The organism is Pedobacter sp. GW822-FHT03F06 (genome assembly GCF_058801365.1).
On the sequence record NZ_JBXANE010000001.1, the window covers coordinates 612,030 to 630,701 of the forward strand.

Genomic DNA, 18,672 nt, shown 5'->3' on the forward strand with positions numbered 1-18,672 from the left:
GTACAGTTATTTTATAAATTGGGTGTTTGGGAATGAGTAATCGCTTGTGACAGGTGGTAACATCCATCACCACTAAAAATCTGCGGAAATCTTCTTAAATCTGCGGGCAACAAAAAAATATGACAAAATTCTTCTCTTAAGCCTTCCACAGACAGCGCTGATCTACGCAGAAAATATTCATCTCTCTAGGAGTTGTTTCGTCTTTTCTATCTTATACCCTTCCTTTGCATTGACGTACTGTATGAGTAATTGATAGTGACAGGTGGTAACACCTATCACCACGTAAATAAAGATGGCTTCACACCCATGCTAAAATCTTTGCTTCTGTTCGCAATGACGTATCATTAATCACCAAAATAAACTGTAAAAACATGTTCACCATTTTCTTCACGGTAATCGATGCGAAAGCCATAAAGATTACAGATTTGTTTGGTTATGGCTAAACCTAGTCCCATACCATCTGAATCTACAGATTTTGAAAAACGATCGAATATTTTAGTTTGCAGATGACCGGGGTTTCCTGAATTGGAAATGGTTAAACGCTGCTGATCGAGTTTAATATGAATGTACCCACCACTTACATTGTGCCGTACCGCATTGCTAAAAAGATTGTTCAACAGAATATCTGCCAGGTAACGGCTCATTTTAACCTCAACCGGAGCAAGGTCTTCTGTCAGGATCAGTCTGTCTTTTTCCAATAACTCCTGAAACTGGCGGCTTTTTGCTTCTACCATTTCTTTAAGTTCGATATTCTGAAAATCGGGGATCAGGTTGTTTTCAATTTTGGCCAGCAACAATAAAGATTGATGAAGTCTTGATAATCTGCCTGTAGCATGATAAATATCTTCCAATAATGCGCCCTGCTGCTCGGTAAACGACTCTGTTTGCAGTAAAGAATCTAATTTAGAATTAATTACGGCTAATGGAGTCATCATTTCGTGCGAGGCATTATCGGTAAAACTTTTAAGTTCTTTATAGTCTTGCCGTACCCTTTCGGCCATGGCATTTACAGACTTATTAAGCTCGTTAAACTCATCAATTTTAGTTGGCTCTTGTTCAATAGTATCCATTCGGGTTACTTCGAAAGCTTTCATCCGGTTCAAAGTAGAATAAAAGGGCCGCCAAAGCCTGTTTAGTACAAATCGATTAATCAGCAATAAGGATAAAAGCAAAACAACCGTAATTCCGAGTGTTATCAAAAGAATAATTCTAATGAGATATTCTGATTCTACCCTCGATTTGGTTATGGTTACCTCAATGGTTTTACCACCTAAGTGTACAACTGTAATCAGACTTCTTCCCGGTTCGTTTTCACGTTCTTTCGGGTTAAAATAGATTGTATTTAGAAATTCTCTTTCAGAAACAGTCCCGTTTAGGGCTTTATAAGATACCTGTTGGTCGAGATAACTTGCAGGTAAGGGGAGTTTATGAAAAGTATTTACATATTGGTTAATCTCATTCTCTTCGACCGCTAAATCCCTATCCAATTTTTCGGTTAGAATAAAATGGATTACAACATAGTAGATAACCCCAGTGATGATGAGCACCACAATGGAGGTTAAAATATTTGCCTTGTTATAACGGTTGGAGAGTTTCATATATCGCCAAATTTATAGCCTATCCCATAAACAGAACGAAGATAATCTGCTGCTCCGGCTTCGAGCAATTTTTTACGGAGATTTTTAACATGGGTATAAATAAAGTCGAAATCATCCGACAGGTCCATTTCATCGCCCCAAAGATGTTCGGCCATGGCATTTTTAGTGACTACTTTATTTCGGTTAGAAAGGAAATACACCAACAGATCGAACTCTTTTTTGGTGAGTATTACCTGATTACCTTTAACATTAATTTTCATTGCTGAAACATCTACAGTGATCTCATTGAAAAGAATAACATTATCACCATCAAAGTTCTTTCTGCGGACAATGGCGCTCACTCTTGCTTTAAGTTCTGATAAATGGAACGGTTTAACCAAATAATCATCGGCACCAAGATCAAGTCCGGCAAGTTTATCATCCAGCGAATGGCGGGCAGAAATAATGAGTACACCATCTCTTTTTTTCAGTTGTTTAAGTTTGGTTAATAATTCCAATCCTTCGCCACCAGGCAAGCCCAAATCTAATAGAATACAATCGTAACTATAAAGCGATATTTTCTCATAAGCAGCGGCAAAATCTGAAGCGTGCTCGCAAATATTGCCTTCTCCTGTAAAATAGGCAAGTATACTCTCTAATAAAGCCTGTTCATCTTCAATGACTAAAATTTTCATTGCTTAATCATTTTGTTATTTAATTGGATATAAAGTAGTCATTAAAACCAGAAAATTAAAACTGTTATGTAAAACCTTTAGGTAAATCGCTGTATCAATTTTTCGATGTTCAGGTTCTTTTTTTTCTGCAATATTTGTTTACCAAAGGTGGTAAAATATTCGTGCCCCGTAAGCATTTTGATGTTGATGGCATCCCATTCCCGATCTGTGTATACCAAACGAAGGTTTTCTTCCCATTCTCTTTTCAGCCTCGTGGCAAAATCAGTATAACTTTGAAGTGAGAAATGATAAAAATCGGCATCACATATTATTTTTTCTAAATCGGTACTTGGCAATTGAGGGTATTTTGTAGCAAGAATGCAGTTGCTCACCACTTCTATCTGATCGCGTTCAAGACCACTTTCCAGTAAAAACTCATATGCAATTTTGACACTGGCCAGCTCATGACCGATATATTGTTTAGTATAGCCCACATCATGTAAAAAGGCTGCCAAAGTAAGCGTCAGCAACTCATTTTCACTCACACTATTTTGCTTACCAATAATTTTAACGCCCTCTACAACTAACAAGGTATGCTCAAAACTATGAAAGTACATACTTTTTGGCAGTTCCTTTTCTAAAAGCTCTTTAACGAATGTTTCAACCTTTTTTAGCAATATTTCCTGCTCTTTTTCCATTTATCTACCAATAAACAATACAATAGTATCTGCCAATTCTGAAGAAAAACTGTAGCAATGATACATATGGGCAGTTGTCGGACCATAAATCGCTTTTCAAACAAATTCATATTCTATGCAGAATTTCTTTCAGCTTTAATTATACCTATAAGCTTTAAATATGGGTTAAGGAGATAAAAAGTGGGTTGGCTCGTACATCTTCAGAATTACTACAGAATTCGGATATATATTTAATACCGTATAACTAATCCTTTTACCCCTAAACCAAATATGATGAAAAAACTTTACAACATTACTTTTGCTGCACTATTAGTCATGCTTTTTACCTACTGTACAAAAAAAGAGGTAGCAGCTGATACCAAATTAAGTTACAGCTTTAGTGCAGGTAATTTAAGCGCATCGCTAAGTAGCAATGCAACAGCAAGTGGAGCAGTTGTTGCGCCAGGCACTAACGGAAGTATAAACTGGACTACGGCGAGTATTAATATCGCGAAAATAGAATTCAGCGCTACAAAAGCAGGTGCACCCATATCTTTAGAATCTAAAAATCTATATCTCGTTAATGCATTAAAACCCGATTCATTATCCGGAACAGTTTCATTAGTGGCTGGTGTTTATGAGCACAACCAGTTTAACTTAACCATGAGCAGCTCGCTTACCAACCCGCCATTATTATTAACAGGAAATTATATTGAAGCTTCAGGAACTAAAATCCCGGTAAGATTTGAAATGAACCAAACTCAATTGATCAAATTAGAAGCTCCCAGAGTAGAGGTTACTTCAGGAGCATACTTAGCGAAAGTAACCATTCAACTTAACGCATTGGTAACTGGGTTAACAGCAAGCGATTTCGGTCAAACCACACGTACAGGCACAAATAACACAATTATAATTTCGAACACGATAAACAAAGCCTTATACGACAAACTCATTGCCAGATTTACCTCAACATTAAGTGTTAGCTTTTCGAAGCAATAACAAATCGAATATTAATAAATTGTTAAGTACAATACTTTAATGATACCTTTAAACCCTAACCAAACCTTCAGGATTCCTTCAGAATTGAAAATTACCTTCGCCAATTATTAAACAATTGGCAAGTAAAATTCAAGCTTTGGATTCATCATTAACTATGAGCATTAAAGAAAAAACAAATAAGTTGCTCCACCATAGATTTGGACCAGTTTTTTTAGTTACAGTACTATTATCTGCCATATCGCTGCTTACGAGGCTCTCTTTATTAATTTATAGTGCATCATCAGTTGATTGGTCGATATTTAATCTACTTAAGATCCTGGTTATTGGTCTGTTTTATGACCTTGCAGCGGCATCTTTTGCAGTGATCCCGATTGTAATTTACCTATGGTTGGTCCCTTCTAAATGGTACACCAGCAAATTCAACAAGATATTGTTGTTCATTTATTTTTTCTTCGTTGTTTTCACGCTCATTTTCAATGCCATTTCAGAATGGTTCTTCTGGGAAGAATTTTCGGTCCGTTATAACTTTATAGCTGTCGATTACCTGGTATATACCACAGAGGTTATTGGGAATATCCGTCAATCGTACCCGATCAACAGCATTATGATAGGTTTGGTGATCGTCACAACCCTAATCGTTTATCTTTTAAGAAAATCTATTACAACATCTACAACTAATAAAATCAGTTTCGGCAAACGAACGATAATTGCGTTGATTCTTTTGTGCCTACCTGTTCTTACTTATTTTGGGATAAGCCATAGATGGAAATACCATAGTAAAAATCAATATGTAAATGAACTTTCGGGCAATGGCATGTACGATTTTGGATTTGCCTTTTGGAACAATCAGCTCGATTACAATACTTTTTACAAAATCCTCCCGATTAAAAATGCCGAATCTATTCTGAGCAATTTGCTTCAACAAGATTCTACTGCCAAAAACGGAGCATTTAAAAATACATCCAGAGCCATCAATAACACCGGCATCGAAAACAAAATGAATGTGGTGCTGATTAGCGTAGAGAGTTTAAGCGCTGAATTTTTATCGGCATTTGGCAATACACAGCACATAACCCCACAGCTCGATTCGTTGGCAAAAGAAGGTTTGCTATTTAATAATTTATACGCTTCGGGTACGCGTACGGTGCGTGGTTTGGAAGCACTTTCACTTTGTATCCCACCTACCCCTGGACAATCGATCGTAAAACGGCCTGATAATAAAAACCTGTTCACTTTAGGTAGCATATTCCGTTCGAAAGGCTACAACAGCAGATTTATTTATGGTGGTTATGGCTATTTCGATAACATGAACGAGTTCTTTTCGAACAATGGCTATCAGGTAACAGATAGAAGTGCGCTTCAGGATTCAGAAATCCATTATTCTAATATCTGGGGTGTTGCCGATGAAGATTTATTTACGCTTTCGTTACGCGAACTGGATAAAGATTATAAAGATAGGAAACCCTTCTTCGCACAGATTATGACGGTTTCGAACCACCGTCCATATACCTATCCCGAAGGAAGGATTGATATTCCATCACATACCGGCAGAGAGGGGGCGGTTAAGTACACCGATTACGCTATTGGTAAATTTATACGCGAAGCAAAACAAAAACCCTGGTTTTCAAATACCTTATTCGTTATTGTTGCTGATCATTGTGCTTCGAGTGCTGGTAAGGTACAGTTACCGGTAGATAAATATCATATTCCCATGATTTTTTATAGTCCGGGGCATATTGCACCAGGCAAATTCGAGAAACTCACCGCACAGATTGATATCGGTCCCACCATTTTAGGTTATCTGAATTTTAGTTACGACAGTAAGTTTTTCGGTCAGGATGTATTTAAAATGAAAGATAACGAACAAAGGGCATTTATAAGCACCTACCAGAGTTTAGGCTACATTAAAAATAATAAGCTGGTTATTCTCGATCCGAATAAAAAAGCAGCTACTTACAAACCTGATTTTACTAACGGAAATGCTGTAGCCATACCAGCAGATCAGAAATTAATTAATGAGGCTATATCCAATTACCAGATGGCATCGTACCTCTATCAAAATGGTTTGTACGGTTTTGAGTCTAAAAAGAAACCCTAATAAATTTAACCATGAGCATAAATATCGGGTTACTGATCTGGAAAGAGATGAAGGCAAAATCGATGAGTAGAAATCAACTTGCCGAGAAAATAAGCGTTAGTAAACACCGGGTAGATACTTTACTTAAATCGGCCTCGGTAGATACCAATTTATTAACAAAGATCTCTATAGTACTTGGTATTAATTTTTTCGAATACTACCGTAAAGATGAAGATCTGGCTCAATTTGAGATCGATATCCTTGCCCAAAGTGATGAGGAGCTTAATGAGCTTAAAAATTTAATCAAAGAAAAAAATAAATTGCTCGAACTTTACGAAGAAACCATTAAAAGCCAAAAGAAGATTATTGGCACACTTGAAAATCTTCGGAAACACTAACAATAAATTTAATGCATGTATTAACTGCAGTGGCCGCCCCATAATATAGACTGTCATCCTGAGCCTGTCGAAGGACTAGCTTAAATAGTTTTAACAGAGCGTTTCGACAAGCTCACCGTGACAATGCGGATCGAATTTAACTTTTTGATCGGCCTCTGCAGTTATGATCAGGCTTCCAGTTTCCACTTTTTTGCCAATTCGGTATTAAATCCATCGTTTTCTTTAGGATTTGGCTCCCCTTTTCCTGTGGTAATCAACTTATACAAACTTTCTTTTATATAGTTAGTCCAGGCTTCCCTACAAATTTCATAACATTCGTACTGTGGTACCAGGCCTTCGTGTGTAAAAGTTACAGCGGTTTGTTCGCCTTTTTTAGTAATATCGAAAACCAACTTCGTACCAATCCATTCGCTTTTATCGGTTGTAAACTTAAAGTAGTTATCCAATATCAACCAAACTACTTTTTGATCCGGAATCATTTCTACCAATTTCATTTTACAGTAATGAATATCTCTATAATGATAAACAGATTCGGCGTTAATAATATCGGTATCTCCTTCAATAGCTTCCGACCACCATCCGCTAACATTGGTAATTGCATTAAATGCTTCATTCGGACTTTGATCTACCAAAATGGTGGCTGTAAAATCTTGCTTTTCCATGGTTCTGCCTGTTTTAAAAAAATGAGAATAATATTATATATCAAAATTAACATACTGACAAATAATTGATAGGATGTGTAACGGACATTATAACGGGTAGAACTGGACAAATTGCTACGATTCTGCTACATTTGTTAATATGCAATTACCTCCTCAGCATTTACTTCAGGGATTGGTGAAACACTATTTAATTATAGATCAAAAAACCAGTGCACAGCAGTATTACCGGATGTTTTCGGATGGTAATCCAGGCATAGTTTTTCATTTAAAAGATCCATTTTTGCAATGGAATGAAAAAAATCTAACTGCGCAACTTCAGCCGCAAAGTTTTATTTATGGGCAACTCACTCACCACAATACCATAGTTGCTACTGGCAATTTAAATATGATCGTTGTGGTTTTAGAACCTTATGCCTTATTTACCCATTTTCGTACCGCAGCTTATGAATTAAATGATCATGCCATACCGCTTGAAGATTTGTTTGGACAGGAAGCCCGCAATTTACAAGAACAAATTCTTACAGCTTTAACAACAGATACCGCTATTGGCATTATTGAAAATTTCTTATTAAAGCACATGCCTTCGCAAAGGCACTTGACCGCCGATTTTATGATGGCAATGAAGCTGATCTATCAGCATCAAGGTATGATTAGTATAGAAGATTTACTTAAAACACTTCCTACAACCGAAAGACAGCTGGAACGTAAATTCCGTGAACATATCGGTACCTCCCCTAAAAGGTTTGCAAATACCATTAAGTTTCAGCACTTCCTTAAGTTGCTTCAGAAACAGCCCCATAAAAAGAAAATAGCAGCGTTAATTTACGAATCTGGCTATTATGATCATGCCCACCTTAACCGCAATTTCAGAAAAATGACCGGATTTACGCCTAGCCATTATAAAGATACTACCCAGATGCTGGCGATAAACCTCATGCCCCTTCACTAATATCTTTGTCGGTTTTATACAAATTTTTCAGAATCGCACTCGTTAGCTTTGAACAGTTAGCAAAAACACCTTAAAAATGAAAAATTTTAAAATAGCCACAGCACAGTTCGAAAATAAAAGCGGCGATAAAGCGTATAACCTTTCGGTGATTAGACAGTTAACCATGGAAGCCGCAAGCCAGGGTGCACAAGCAATTGCTTTCCACGAATGCTCAATAACAGGTTACACCTTTGCCCGGCACCTTTCTAAACCACAGATGCTTGAGCTCGCAGAATTTGTACCCCAAGGCCCAAGCATTACGCAGTTAACTGAATTCGCCAAAGAATTTAACATCGCTATTCTTGCGGGACTATTCGAAAAAGATGAAAACGACAATCTGTTTAAAGTTTATGTTTGTGTTGATGGAACAGGCCTGATTGCCAAACACCGAAAGCTGCATCCGTTTATAAACCCTCATCTTTTACCTGGCAATGCCTTTACAGTATTTGATTTATATGGGTGGAAATGCGGCATATTGATTTGTTACGACAATAACATTATCGAAAATGTACGGGCAACCACACTGCTAGGTGCACAAATCATCTTTATGCCACATGTAACCATGTGTACACCCTCTACCCGACCTGGAGCGGGTTTTGTAGAAGCTAAACTTTGGGAGAGCAAAGAGCAGAATAGCGATTTATTACGTATTGAATTTGATGGATTAAAGGGCCGAGAATGGCTAATGAAATGGTTACCTGCCCGAGCTTATGACAATGGAATATATGCCGTTTTTGCCAATCCGATTGGAATGGATGACGATCAGCTTAAAAATGGATGTTCGATGATTATCGATCCTTTTGGTGATGTAATGGCCGAATGCAGGTCTTTGGATAATGAATTTGTTATAGCAGAATTAAACCCCGACCGACTTACCAATGCTGGAGGATACCGTTACATTCTGGCGAGGAAACCTGATCTGTACAAAGATATATTGGGTCAGCCGCATGAAAGCCATCAACAGGTTGCCTGGCTTAAAAAGAAAGATTGAGATTATCTGTTGTTCATCCCTTCCGGCAATTTCAATAAAATCAGACACATTTTAATGTTGTCTGATTTTATATATTTCACCTTACTAAGGTAGAAGGTGCATATCCAAATTCTTTTTTAAAGGCGAAAGAGAAATGCGACAAATCTTCAAAACCCGATTCCATATATACCTCAACAGGTTTTTTATGCTTTTCTACAAGTTGATAATGGGCCAATTCTAATCTTTTTTGAGTTAGCCATCTTTGTGGAGAACGGTTAAATGCTTTTCTAAAATCGCGGTTAAAAGTCGATAAACTCCGGCCCATGAGGTATCCAAATTTCTCTAGAGGCATATTAAACATATAGTTTTTTTCCATAAAGTCTACCAGATCAATTTTACCAGGCTCCCGAAAGTCAGACAGCACGTTATCAATTTCAGGATCGATAAACCGAAGAATATTAATGGCTTCATTTATTTTTAATGCAGCAATATGTTCTGGAAAAGTTTCCTGAAGATCAAAATAAGGGATCAAAGATGCCAGGCAGCTTTTTAGTAATGGATGATGGCTAAAACTCAATATTTGCTGTGATACCTGTACTTTATGCTTCACCTCTATATCTGCGTAAAAATCTCTTAACCTTTTTGCCGATAAGTGCATTACCACTGTTTTATGCGGCAGCCCATCTTTTGGGTAATTGATGATTGTGGCCAGTTGATTTCGGGGGATCAAAAAAATATCTCCCGCATTAAACACATGTTCTTTATTGGCCTCAATAATTTTAGTTTCTCCTGAAATAAACCATATCAGCATATGGTTGTCGAAAACCACTTCAGTTTTAAACAACTTGTCTTCATAACAAGAGAGTTTAATCTCTGAAGTGATATATTTTGTTTGAAACTCCATTGTTGCTAAAATACAAATAATTGGTTTTAATTAATCGGCGTTGAAGGTTATATTAAGCATTTCCTCACTCAAACGCCATAACCGTTTTGCATTTATTTCATCAACCGAATAAGGCCTTACCCCACGCAAGGTTGATGGTTCAGACATTAAGTGTTCAATATTACCCAAATCCAGTTCGGCTATATCAGCATCCTCACAATATACACCCCCAATCTCATTAAGTAACGGGCTTGTAGCGCACCAAACCGTTGTACCAGCACCTTGTGTAAGTTGTTTCAGTTTCTTTTCTACCTCTGGAAAAATATGACCATCAGCATCATGAGTACCCATTTGCTGGTAAAGTTCCATAGGTGCTTCTCTTCCTAAATCGGTATGGTTAACCGAGCCGGGATGTACGGCATAAGCCCTTATACCAAATTTCGCACCTCTGGCATCGAGTTCGACTGCAAAAAGGTTATTGGCCATTTTCGATTGTCCGTAGCCCAATAAAGTTTCATATTGCCGATGTTCAAAGTTAGGATCTTCAAAATTGAAAGCCCCTGTCAATCTAAGCTTGCAGGGGCTTGCTGTCTTATTAAAATACCTTAAGTGCCGTTTAATTCCCAGTGAAATTCAGAAGCTAGTGCTTACTCCAGCTTTTTCTCTTCCCTTATTGTTTGTTGGATATGACCCTGGATAAACATCCGGCATTTGTTACTTCTTTACTGCTCCTAATTTGCCTTAAACTGGAATATTCCAGAATCTGAGGTATTACCTGCTACATCTTTCGTGATCACCTTCCAATAGTAAGTTGTACCTGAAGTTACTGCTATACTGTTCAAAAATTTATCGGTAATACTGGTTTTATAGAATGGCGGTGTACTGCTTGTACCAAAATATACATCGTAGCCCGAAATGTCATTATCCGGATCGCTTGCTGTCCAAGTTAGGTTAACCGTGCCAGATGCAGTGCCTTGCCCGAAAATATTAGAAAGATTGTCGGCGGGAAACGGAGGATGAGATACACTACCTGTACCTGCATTATAAAACTTCCAGACCTCACTCTTAGCCGTTGTTGATAATGCACTAGCTTTTGACAAAACATACCAAGAATAAGGCATATCCCGATCAAGGTTTACCGATAACTGATTGGTAGAAGTCGTTACTGTAGTAACAACATTTGTCAGCAGGTTTTTGATGTTTATCTCATAATTATCAGTATTGCTTGCGCTGTTCCAGGTAAAGGTTATGGTGCTTTGAGTGGTTGATATAACAGTTCCGGACGTACATACTGAGTTTTGAGCAGGATAGGTAAGTACTGCAGGTTGGGGGGCAGGTTTAATATCTGTAGTGTCTTTTTTACTACAACTAGTAAATAAGGCAGCAGTTATTAATATAATGGCGATGTACTTTATCATAATTTCACAACTTTAAGTGTTTTTTCACTTTGACCGGTTTTCACCTTAAGCAGATAAACTCCAGGAGTAAGATTCTGAGGTTCGATTGGCACCGTCCCAGAAGTATTGGTAAATTGTTTGCTATAAACCTTTCCACCGGTAATTTTAAATAGTTCAATGGTTGCCAAAGGAACCTCTTCATTACCCAGATTTACATTAAATATTGATGTAAACGGATTTGGATAGGCCAGAATTCCGGTTGACAGATCGAAACGTTTTTGATAAATGCCCTGACAAGATTTATCTGTAGCAACGGTTACATCGTTTGCACCATTTCTCAGGCTAAGTGTGATATTACCTGCTGTAGTTGTAGTGGTTACCCCATTCAGCGTAACATAATAAGTACTACTACCACTTAAGGTAAGGTTTAAGCTCTGTGCAGTATTATTAACAGCGGCGTATACAGCCAAACTTTTAGGTTCGGTTATTACTACATTAAAACACTGCTGATAACTGCTTTGGCCACCAATGGTAAAGCAAACATTATAAGTGCCCGATGCCAGATTGTTAATACTGGTTGTGCTGGTAAAAGGATAGGTAGCATTTACACTTCCTCCAGTTATTGTGGCAGTATAATTCAAACTTTGCGCAGCATTAATCATAATTGTACCATTGGCTGATCCGTGACAAGTAGCACTATTAGCCGTTATCGTAAAGTTAGAAGCGGGCAATGCAAATGTTGAGGTAACTACCGTAGCCGCCGATGTTTTACTCACTCCGGCCAACGTTATAGTAACAGTGTATGCCCCGCTTTGGCTGGCTGTATAAGTACCCGAAGTTGCCCCCACAATGTTAACCCCATCCTTCATCCATTGATAGGTATATCCTGCTTCCGAATTTGCCGATAACAATACACTACCCCCTGGATAAAATTCAAGCGGTCCTGAAGCCGTGATGATTGGCATAGGCAAAACGGTAACCCGTTCAGTAAAGGTTGAAGTACCTGCTATATTAGTTACCGATAACATTCCGCTTATTCCCAAAAAGGTTGCTGCGATCTGTGTATCAGACTTAACCATAAACGACACCGCAGACACACCCGCTATAGATACATGAGTAGTTTTGGTAAAGTTACTTCCCGATATTAGTAATTGCCCAGTACCATCTGTTGCTGCTACTGCTGATGTAATAACCGGAGGGCTTACAAAAACGAAACCTGGAAACGAATCTTGGCCATTCGGAGTTTGAACAGTGACGCTACCACTCTCTCCCTCACCAACAATTGCTATAATAGTTTGAGGTGAAACTATCCTAAATGATTTTGCAGCCTTAGTACCAAAATTCACAACCGATGTTTGGTCAAAATATTTACCGACAATATAAACAGTTGAGTCTTTTGCTGCAATAAGAGGAGATACTGAGGTTATTTGCGGTATAGGTATAGGGCCATTATTATAAATCGTTATTTTATTTTTTATAGGGTCTAGAACCACAAGATCATTCCTGCCATCGCCATCCATATCACATACTTTATAATTATTTAAATTATCGTTAGTACCTGAAATTAGTTGAACAGGCGTTGCAAACAGAATATTGCCAACACTAGATAAATTACGCGAATAGCTAATAGTAGAATTTACTCCTCCCGTTACATCTATCTTACCGTCTCCATCAACATCAGCCAAACCGTTTCGATATTTCAGTCCCGTATTCGAAAACACTTGAGGTGTTTCGAGCGACGAGGTGGTAATCGTTCCCTTTGTTGCTATATTTCTTGAAACCAGAAATACATTGCCAGCATTATAGCCATAATCATTTTCAAGCACATCCACTTTGTTATCTCCGTCAAAATCGGCAGACATTAAAGTTGAAGGATAATAACTCGAGTGCTGGATATACGTAGTTGGAAACAGTTGAGGATTTAAACTACCCGGCACCGTATTATTTTTAAATATTGTAAGTCCATTATAAGAACTTCCATATATAGGATCAGGCATATTGTCACCATCAATATCGGTTAAGCTAAATGAAATATTGCTGCTCGAGGGAATATTTTGAAAGTATCCTGCGGTACCAAAAGATACAGTGCCCCCCCTTGAAGTATTAGGATAATAAGTTCCATCTGTACCTGAAAATAAATCTGGTCTGCCATCCATATCGATGTCTCTAAGCGTCATATCCGAGTATGAACTGTTTAATGATTCAAATGCAGTTGTGCTAAAAGATATATTACCCCCGGTTGATGTATTCCGTAAAAAAACAATACTGAGTCCTGTACCAAATAAAATATCGGGTTTTCCATCTCCGTCTACATCATCTACTACTGTGTTTATCACTTGTTTCCCGCTCATTAAATTAACTTTTTGAGTAAACGATGATCCGGATAATACTTTATCGCTACCATGTAAAAGGACATACAGCGAATCGTTTTTTGCAATTAAAAAATCAGGAGTGCCATCCCCGTCAAAATCTTTGGTAACTATTGAAGAAACTGCAGCGTTGAAATTTATATCATGCTTGTTCGAATAGCCCGAAAAGGTGGCTTTAGTGGTAACCAAAAATGGCAGGTTCGAATATCCGGTTAACCCCTTATCTATATTGGTTACTGTAACTAAATTATTTGCGCCGGCCGGTACCACAACATCTAATTTCGTTTTGGTTGCATTAGTAACCTGGGCTTTAACGGGGCCAAAATAAACCACGTTTTTTTCAGGTACGGTATTAAAGTTATCCCCTGTTATACTTAATGCTGTTCCAACCGGTCCAGATGTTTGTGAAAATGAAAGTACCACAGGCGGCTTACTGTATAAAAATCCGGCTATTGCTCCAGATCCGCCATCACCCGTAACAGTAATCAATCCGGTTTCACCTAAACCGGGTATTGCCTGAATACTGGTAGGTGAATTTACGATAAATGAACTTGCTTCCACACTACCAAATTTCACACTGGTGACATTAGTAAAATTAGCCCCGATAATTTTGACTTCTGCCGTAGCGCCTTCACCAATTGTTGTAAATGAAGTGATTACCGGAGCAGGCAAAAAAATGAACCCCTGAAAAGAAGCAGTTCCCCCGGAATTTGTTACGGTAATGGTTCCACTGGAGGCATTTGCAGGCGTGACTTTAATCTGAGTTGGTGATACCACTGTAAATCCAACCGTAGATGAGCCAAATTTAACCTGTGTTATTCCATTAAAATTACTCCCCGTTATAGTAACTGGAGTTTGCCCATTCGCAATGAGCGGGCTTACACTGGTGATGATTGGGGCAGGATACCAGATAAAACCATCCATCTGCGCAGTACCTGCAATAGTTGTTAGAGAAATTTTGCCGCTGGCTCCAGCATTTACTGTAACCATCACCACATTGTTAGTTACGCTGGTTATTGTAGCCTCAATACCACCTATCGTTACTGCCGATGTAGTGATAAGATTTGAACCATTGATAGATACAGATGTTCCTAAACCTCCTGAAGTAGGGGTAAATGAATATATTGATGGCGGAGGCAAGAATGTAAAACCAGCTATACTTGCCGTTCCTTCAGTACCGGCAATATTTACATTGCCAGTATTGCCTGTTCCAACTGTAGCCGTTATTGTGGTTGAGGAGACAACAGAAAAAGAAGCTGCATTAACACCTCCAAAGTTTACTGATTGTATACCGTCAAAATTGTTGCCGGTAATGGTAACTGTTTGGCCGGCAGCAGCTATTAGCGGACTAATGCTTTGGATAACCGGTGAATTATAAATAAATCCATCTATTGAAGCGCTCCCTCCAACTGTACTCACGCTGATACTACCGCTCACAACGGTATTATTGATGTAAACGAAAATGCTAGTAGGTGAAACTGTAGAATATGAAACCGCAACACCTCCAATTTTCACTCCGGTAACACCAATAAAATTCGTTCCGGTAATGGTTACCTGTCCACCACTTTTTTGTGCAGCAGGAGAAAACGTTGTAATTGTTGGTGGCTGAGCCCACACAAAGCCTGATCTAGCATCCTGACCGAGAGGTGTTACAACTACCACATCTCCCGATGTAGATTCAGCTGGCATAGCACTTATAGAAGTTGGCGACAATACTGTAAATGATCTGGCTGGCACTCCTCCAAAACGCACAGCGGTAGCATTTGTAAAATTTACACCAGTAATTGTTACTGGTGATGTTGACAATGTACCGGCATACTGTGGATTAAAAAAAGAGATCGATGGACCTGGATGGGTAAACCCAGGTGCGGAAATCCGTCCCAAAGGTGTTACTACCGTTACACTTCCTGATTTCCCTAAACCAACAACAGCAGTAATTTGAGTTGATGAATTGACAATAAATGAAGTAGCGGCAATACCCCCAAAATAAACATCGGAAGCATTTGTAAAGTTATTCCCGGTAATAACAACAGTTTGACCAGCACCAGTGCTTGTTGGTGTAAACGAAGTAATTGCCGGCCCTAAATAACTAAAACCAGGTAAACTTGCAGAACCACCTGGCGAACTAACCCCAATAGCACCGCTCGCCCCAGCACCAACAGTGGCCTTGATTGAGGTGGGCGATAAAATGGTAAATAACGAATTAACACCACCAATTGTTACCGTACTTACTTCTGTTAAATCCGTACCACTAATCGTAATTACATCTCCACTAGCCGCAGTTGTTGGTGTAAAAGCGGTAACGGTTGGAGCTGCCACCCAGATAAATCCTGGCACAGATGCCGTTCCGTAGGTATTTGTAACGGTTACATTACCCGATGAAGCACCACTGCCAACGTAAGCCAAAATCTGGTTACTGCTATTATAACCTATATTGGCCGGCACACCACCTATTCTTACCTGTGAATTACTTAAATTAGATCCAATGATTGTAATTGAGCTATTTAGTCCGCCTTTAAGTGGATATACCTGAGTAATAGCCGGAGGTAAAATATAAATAAAATTACTATATATTGCTTTTCCTCCGGGTGTAGTTACAGTAATGCCATTACCTGAGTCAGCGGCAATTACAGCCTTGATGGTTGTTGGAGAAACCACTGTAAATGAACTTGCAGGAGTGTTTCCAAAACTTACATTTGTTGCATTACTAAAATTACTACCGGTTATCGTTATATTATCACCTGTACCACCACTATAGGGAGATACGGTATTAATACTTGGAGTAGCAATATAAGTAAAGCCAGGAAAATTTGCACTTCCAGCAGGGGCATAAACAGTCACCGACCCCGATCCCCCACTATTTCCTACTACTGCATTTATTTGTGTTGGCGAAACGATTGTAAACGAAGCGTAATATCCTCCAAAATTAACCTGAGATACTCCGCTAAAATTTGTACCTGTAATCGTTATAATACTACCTGCTGCCCCGCTAGAAGAAGAGATCGCTGTAATAGTAGGTGGAGGGATAAAGGTAAATCCTGATAAACTGGCTGTTCCGTACGGATTAGTTACTGTAACATCTCCTGATATTGAGCTACCGGCAGCAACAGTTGCAGAAAGGCTGGTTGGAGATGTTAAATAAAAACTTGAGGCGGGCTTTCCACCTATACTTACCGCAGTTGTGCCTGTAAAATAACTTCCTGTAATGGTAACCCCTTGCCCTGTATATGCTGATGTTGGTGAAAAGGAAGTAATTACGGGCGGTTCTGTAGAAACAGCGACCGTGAGATTTAAATTATAGGTGCTTATTCCGACTTCGTTTGATGCGGAAATTTTATAATTAGTGGCAGTAGAAAGTGCCTTTGGTGTACCAGTTATAGTACCATCGGTACGCAACGAGAGCCCCGCTGGTAATGTTGGGGTGACGGTAAAGCCCGTTGTTAAGATCTTATAAAGACCTGCTCCGAAATATACAATATTATCATCCTCATCAAGTATGAAGTTGTTATAATAGTCTTGAGCTTTCGTTTGTCCGTTCGGATCATAATATACTGGTCCTCCAATGGTAACCACATCTGCAGCAGGACTTACACGGCGAAACAATGAATTTCCATCCGCAACAATTAAATTTCCTTTCGAATCCATTTGCATCATGATTGGAGCCCAAAAAGAAGCAGATGGCCCGCTGCCATCCACACTACCAAAGCTAGAGCCGGCAAAGGTTGTTACAACACCTTCCTGCGTGATTTTTCTAATCAAGCTATTGCCCGATTCTAATGCATATATATTCCCGTCAGTAGCTACCGTTATGGCAACCACATTGTAAAATGAGGCAGCGGCACCTGTACCGTTTGCTTTTCCTGAAACTCCAGACTTGCCAGCCAGAAAAGAAACAGTACCATCGGTAGCAACTTTCATTATCCTGCCCGGCGCTTCGGCAACATAGATTATGCCCTTCGCATCCATAGCAAGCGCCTTTGGCATAAACAGCCCTTGCGCATAAGTTGATACTACACCTGCTGGCGTTATTTTTCTTATTCGCCCATTTGTTTCATCCCTGCTATTATTTTCAGCCACATACAAATTTCCGGCATTATCTTTTATAATATCATTCATCTTACCAAACAGTGCAGACGTACCTACTCCATCGGCATAACCGTAAGTTATACTTCCAGCAAACACGGAAGAACTTCCATCCGGTTTTACACGGATTATTGAAGCGTATTGAATGCCATAAAAATCCCCCGACGAAGATTTCACGAAATGATCAATAAACAATGGGTTTGATGAAAAAAGTTGATGGACTTGAGGGTATACTCTGGCTGGAACAGCTCCACCAGTATTTGTAACATTAATGGGTGTTATTTCTTTTTCAAGAAAAACTGTTTGTGGGCTTGTATAACTAATATTTGGCTTTTGTGCGTACGATCCGAACGATATTATCAAGAAAAAAAAAGGCTGAACAAATTTAAACAGGCCAAAGTTACCCCACATTAAAAGCAATTGATTTCTACTTGCTTTTCCCAAGGGTTTTAAATTGAATTTTAGGCATTTATTTAGGCACATAACGAGGCGTTTTTGTTTGGTTAAGCTGTAGCCATCTCTATCCACCTGTAATCATGAATAAGAAATAACTAGCCAATTAAAATATAGTTCGATTATAACACTGAAAGGCAGAAGGCCAAATAAGTGTGAGAGGGGTTCAGTGTAGAAAAAACATTATCGAGATTGTTAATTAATTAAGAAAAATTCATGCCTCACAAATTTAGCATAAATATTCATAGTCAAAAAAAAGTGATCAAGATTATCAAAACAAATAGCACTATCACCAAAAGTAGTTTGGAAGATTAGTGTTCCAAAGTACAAAAAGACACCTCAGTTACCTGGTCTGAATTATAACCATGAGCAGTTATGGCTTCCTGCAAGAAGGATAAGAAATTAGATTTCTCAGAAAATATCCTATCAGAATTGTGGGTGCATCGCCCTTCTAAACTCAATTTT

General features: G+C 38.7%; 13 protein-coding genes. 5 read left to right on the forward strand and 8 right to left on the reverse strand.

Annotation, left to right across the window (positions count from 1 at the left end; genetic code table 11):
• Positions 1–344 precede the first annotated feature (344 nt).
• The 3 genes from AC1RJ8_RS02355 to AC1RJ8_RS02365 form a co-directional block, all read right to left on the reverse strand.
• The gene (locus AC1RJ8_RS02355; RefSeq protein WP_492951956.1) at positions 345–1,598 is read right to left on the reverse strand and encodes a sensor histidine kinase; all 1,254 of its coding nucleotides are present in this window, start codon (positions 1,596–1,598) and stop codon (positions 345–347) included.
• Positions 1,595–2,272 (reverse strand): response regulator transcription factor, encoded by a 678-nt coding sequence (locus tag AC1RJ8_RS02360; RefSeq protein WP_492951955.1) that lies wholly within the window; start codon positions 2,270–2,272, stop codon positions 1,595–1,597. The genes AC1RJ8_RS02355 and AC1RJ8_RS02360 overlap by 4 nt, the downstream gene beginning before the upstream one ends.
• A 77-nt stretch (positions 2,273–2,349) precedes the next feature.
• Entirely contained in the window at positions 2,350–2,949 is a 600-nt protein-coding gene (locus AC1RJ8_RS02365; RefSeq protein ID WP_492951954.1) for an HD domain-containing protein, read from the reverse strand.
• 270 nt (positions 2,950–3,219) lie between these two features.
• Between AC1RJ8_RS02365 and AC1RJ8_RS02370 the strand changes: the two genes are divergently transcribed.
• From AC1RJ8_RS02370 to AC1RJ8_RS02380, 3 genes are all read left to right on the forward strand, one after another.
• On the forward strand, positions 3,220–3,927 hold the full coding sequence (locus AC1RJ8_RS02370; RefSeq protein ID WP_492951953.1) for a hypothetical protein: 708 nt from the start codon (positions 3,220–3,222) through the stop codon (positions 3,925–3,927).
• 154 nt (positions 3,928–4,081) lie between these two features.
• On the forward strand, positions 4,082–6,025 hold the full coding sequence (locus tag AC1RJ8_RS02375) for an LTA synthase family protein (protein ID WP_492951952.1): 1,944 nt from the start codon (positions 4,082–4,084) through the stop codon (positions 6,023–6,025).
• An 11-nt stretch (positions 6,026–6,036) separates the two neighbouring features.
• Entirely contained in the window at positions 6,037–6,402 is a 366-nt protein-coding gene (locus AC1RJ8_RS02380) for a helix-turn-helix domain-containing protein (RefSeq protein WP_215126174.1), read from the forward strand.
• A 167-nt stretch (positions 6,403–6,569) separates the two neighbouring features.
• Here AC1RJ8_RS02380 and AC1RJ8_RS02385 read toward each other — a convergent pair whose 3' ends face one another.
• Entirely contained in the window at positions 6,570–7,064 is a 495-nt protein-coding gene (locus AC1RJ8_RS02385) for an SRPBCC family protein (protein ID WP_426328878.1), read from the reverse strand.
• Positions 7,065–7,203: 139 nt separating this feature from the next.
• Between AC1RJ8_RS02385 and AC1RJ8_RS02390 the strand changes: the two genes are divergently transcribed.
• Positions 7,204–8,013: a helix-turn-helix domain-containing protein gene (locus AC1RJ8_RS02390; RefSeq protein WP_492951951.1), complete on the forward strand. Its 810-nt coding sequence runs from the start codon at positions 7,204–7,206 to the stop codon at positions 8,011–8,013.
• 76 nt (positions 8,014–8,089) lie between these two features.
• The gene (locus tag AC1RJ8_RS02395; protein WP_492951950.1) at positions 8,090–9,043 is read left to right on the forward strand and encodes a nitrilase family protein; all 954 of its coding nucleotides are present in this window, start codon (positions 8,090–8,092) and stop codon (positions 9,041–9,043) included.
• A 76-nt stretch (positions 9,044–9,119) separates the two neighbouring features.
• Here the strand turns inward: AC1RJ8_RS02395 and AC1RJ8_RS02400 are convergent, their stop codons facing one another.
• From AC1RJ8_RS02400 to AC1RJ8_RS02415, 4 genes are all read right to left on the reverse strand, one after another.
• Entirely contained in the window at positions 9,120–9,926 is an 807-nt protein-coding gene (locus AC1RJ8_RS02400) for an AraC family transcriptional regulator (protein WP_492951949.1), read from the reverse strand.
• 30 nt (positions 9,927–9,956) lie between these two features.
• Entirely contained in the window at positions 9,957–10,472 is a 516-nt protein-coding gene (locus AC1RJ8_RS02405; RefSeq protein WP_492951948.1) for an SDR family NAD(P)-dependent oxidoreductase, read from the reverse strand.
• Between the two features lie 164 nt (positions 10,473–10,636).
• Positions 10,637–11,323 (reverse strand): hypothetical protein, encoded by a 687-nt coding sequence (locus AC1RJ8_RS02410; protein WP_492951947.1) that lies wholly within the window; start codon positions 11,321–11,323, stop codon positions 10,637–10,639.
• On the reverse strand, positions 11,320–18,198 hold the full coding sequence (locus tag AC1RJ8_RS02415) for an IPT/TIG domain-containing protein (RefSeq protein WP_492951946.1): 6,879 nt from the start codon (positions 18,196–18,198) through the stop codon (positions 11,320–11,322). The genes AC1RJ8_RS02410 and AC1RJ8_RS02415 overlap by 4 nt, the downstream gene beginning before the upstream one ends.
• Between the last annotated feature and the right edge of the window lie 474 nt (positions 18,199–18,672).